General features: G+C 71.2%; 1 protein-coding gene. It reads right to left on the bottom strand.

Features of this window, described 5'->3' with window-relative positions; all coding sequences use genetic code 11:
* Positions 1-3,183 (bottom strand): non-ribosomal peptide synthetase (locus LO771_RS29905; protein ID WP_230748278.1); only part of this gene is annotated, 3,183 nt, incomplete at both ends.

The following is a 3,183-nucleotide window of genomic DNA, read 5'->3' as shown; positions in this document are numbered from 1 at the left end:
TGTCCGCCAGCACGGTCGCGATGCCCGCCGGGGAGGGGGCGTCGAAGACGGTCCGCAGGGGGATCTCGCTGCCGAGGACGGTGCGGATGCGGTTGATGAGGCGGGTGGCGAGCAGGGAGTGGCCGCCCAGGTCGAAGAAGTTGTCCTCGACGCCGACCTCGGGGACACCGAGCACCTCGGCGAACAGGACGCACAACTGCGCCTCCCGCTCGTCGGCCGGCTCACGGCCCGCACCCGCGACCGGCAGCTCCGGGACGGGCAGGGCACGACGGTCGAGCTTGCCGTTGACCGTGACCGGCAAGGCGCCCATCACCACCACCGCGGAGGGGACCATGTACTCCGGCAGCGTGGAAGCCGTGTGGGCGCGTACGTCGGCCACGAGCCGGCTGGTGTCCATGTCCGTGGCATCGCCGGTGGGGACGACGTAGGCGGTCAGGCGCTGGTCGCCGGGCCGGTCCTCGCGGACCAGGACCGCGGCCTGGGCCACCCCCGGACATCCGGCGATCGCGGACTGCACCTCACCCAGCTCGATGCGGAAGCCCCGCAGCTTGACCTGGTCGTCGGTACGGCCCAGGTATTCCAGGACGCCGTCCTGGTTCCAGCGGGCCAGATCGCCCGTGCGGTACATCCGCGAACCCGCCGGACCATGGGGGTCGGCGACGAACCGTTCGACGGTCAGGGCGGGGCGGTTCAGATAACCCCGAGCCAGACCCGCGCCCGCCAGATACAGCTCACCCGCAACACCCACCGGCACCGGCTCCAGAGCACCGTCCAGGACATATACCCTGGTGTTGGCTATCGGCGTTCCGATCGGCGGCACGCTGTGCCTGGAGGCGTTGCTCAGCTGGGCGAGAGTCGACCAGACGGTTGTCTCGGTCGGGCCGTACAGGTTGGTGACGGACGACGCGAGCGCAGTCAGTCGCTCGGCCAGCGGGGCGGGAAGCGCCTCGCCTCCGACCAGTACACGCATGCCGTGTACGGCTGCCGGGGTACCGGTGACCAGGCCCTGCCAGAGGGCGGGGGTCGCCTGCATGACTGTCGCGCCCGAGCGGGCAATTAGTGCCGCCAGGGCTTCGGGGTCCCGGACCGTCGGCCGGTCAGCGACGACCACGCCGGCGCCCGACAGCAGAGGCGTGTAGATCTCGAGGGCGTGGATGTCGAACGCCGTGGTGGTCACGGCAACGAGACGGTCGGCCGGGGTCAACTCAATGTGCTCGCCCAGTGCGCTCAGGAAGTTGACAAGCGCTCCGTGCGGAACGACGACGCCCTTGGGGCGGCCGGTCGAACCGGAGGTGTAGATCACGTAGGCCGGGTGCGAGGGTGCCGGGCGGGTTTCGGCGGCCGGGTTGTCGGAGGGCAGTTCGGCCAGTCGCGCCACGGTTGCTTCGGCGTCCACCGCGATCGTCCGCGCCACGGCGGTGGACTCCGGTGCCTGGGCGTCCTCGCCGGTGAGCAGGATCGCGGGTCGGGCGTCGTCGAGCATGTAGGCGATGCGCTCGGCGGGCAGTTCCGGGTCGAGGGGCACGTAGGCGGCGCCGCTTTTGAGGACGGCCAGCAGCGCTTCGACCATTCCGGTCGAGCGGGGCATAAGGATGCCGACGCGGTGCTCGGGTCCGGCGCCATGCTCGGTCAGCAGCCGGGCCAGGCGGTTGGCGCGCTGGTTGAGTTCTGCGTAGGTAGTCTCGGTGCCATCGGGGTCGATGACGGCGGTGTGGTGGGGGGTGCGGGCGGCCTGGGCCTGGAAGAGGTCCACGACCGTGCCCGCGGGGACCTCGCGCGCGGTGTCGTTCCAGGCGGTGAGGACCTGGTGGCGTTCGGCCGGGTCGAGGGCGGTGAGCGTGTGCAGCGGGGCGTCCGCCACGGTCCCAAGCGCGTCGACTATGCCCTCGACCACCGTCTTCAGCCGCTCGGCGAGAGTTGTCGGGTCGACGGAGGGCGCGGTCTGGACGGTGAGGCGGAACCCGTCGAAGGTGTCGTCGACGTGCACGGACAGCGGGTAGTTGGTCCGCTCCTGACCCCAGACGGACTCAACGCCTTCGAGAGCGTTGGCTTCCGCGGCACCGGTTTCCTGGGTGTAGCGGTAGTTGAGGAGGGTGGTGAACAGGGGCGTGCCGTTCAGTCCGCTGGCCTGCTGCGCTGCGGACAGGGGGGCGTGCTCGTGGGCGAGGAGGTCGGCGAGGTCGCGGTGCATCGAGCGCAGTGCGCCGCCGACGGTGGCGCGCTCCAGGCGTGCGCGGACGGGCAGGGTGTTCATGAACAGGCCGGGGACGCGGTCCGCGCCGGCGCCGGCGTTCATGCGGCCGAGGAGGACGGTGCCGAAGACGACGTCGTCGCGGCCGGTGAGGACGGTCAGGACGCGTGCCCAGGCGAGGTGGAAGACGGTGGCCGGGCTCACGCCCGCGTCGCGGGCGCGGGCGCGCAGGCGTGCGGCAAGGTCAGCGTCGAGGGTGAGCCTGTGCTCGTTGATGCCGGTGCCGTCGCCGCGGACGTCGACCAGGTCGTACGGCGCGGTCGCCTCGGTGACATCACCCAGCAGCGCGGCGAAGAACCGCCGGTGCTCCTCGGCCGGAATGCCGAGCCGGGCCTGGGCGGTGAAGTCGCGGAACGGCAGCGGCGCGGGCAGGGCCGCCTCCCGCCCGGTCAGGAACGCCCGGATCTCCCCCATGAGGATCTCAAGAGTGGTGTGGTCGAGGACGAGGTGGTGGACCTGGAGCAGCGCGTGCCAGACCCCGGTGCCTGGCTCCTGCGCGGTGTACATGCGGATCAGCGGGGCCCGGCCGATGTCCATGATCGCCGGACAGATCTCCAGCAGTCTTTCGACGATGCCGGGAGCGGGAAGCGGCACAGCGGCCGTCTCGGCGTTCATGTCCACGACCGGGATGGGGGCTTCGCGCAGGACGACCTGGACGGGTTCGGGCAGGTCCTGCCAGACGATGGCGGTGCGCAGGATGTCGTGCCGGTCCACCACGTGCTGCAGTGCCTCGGTGAAGGTCTCCAGCCTCTCCCGGGAGTCGAAGCGCAGCACGGTGGGCTGGATGTAGACGTCCTGGCGGCCCGCCTCCAGGAGGTGGTGGAAGAAGATGCCCTCCTGCAGGGGGGCGAGCGGGTAGAGGTCCGCGATGTTCGCGGCCCCGCCGGGCACGCGCTCCACGATGCGCTGGATGTCGTCGGTGCTCAGCTCGA

Source organism: Streptacidiphilus sp. ASG 303 (assembly GCF_020991365.1).
Classification (GTDB): Bacteria; Actinomycetota; Actinomycetes; order Streptomycetales; family Streptomycetaceae; genus Peterkaempfera.
The sequence above is the reverse complement of the archived record's forward strand: the minus strand, read 5'-3'. Positions and strand labels throughout refer to the sequence as shown.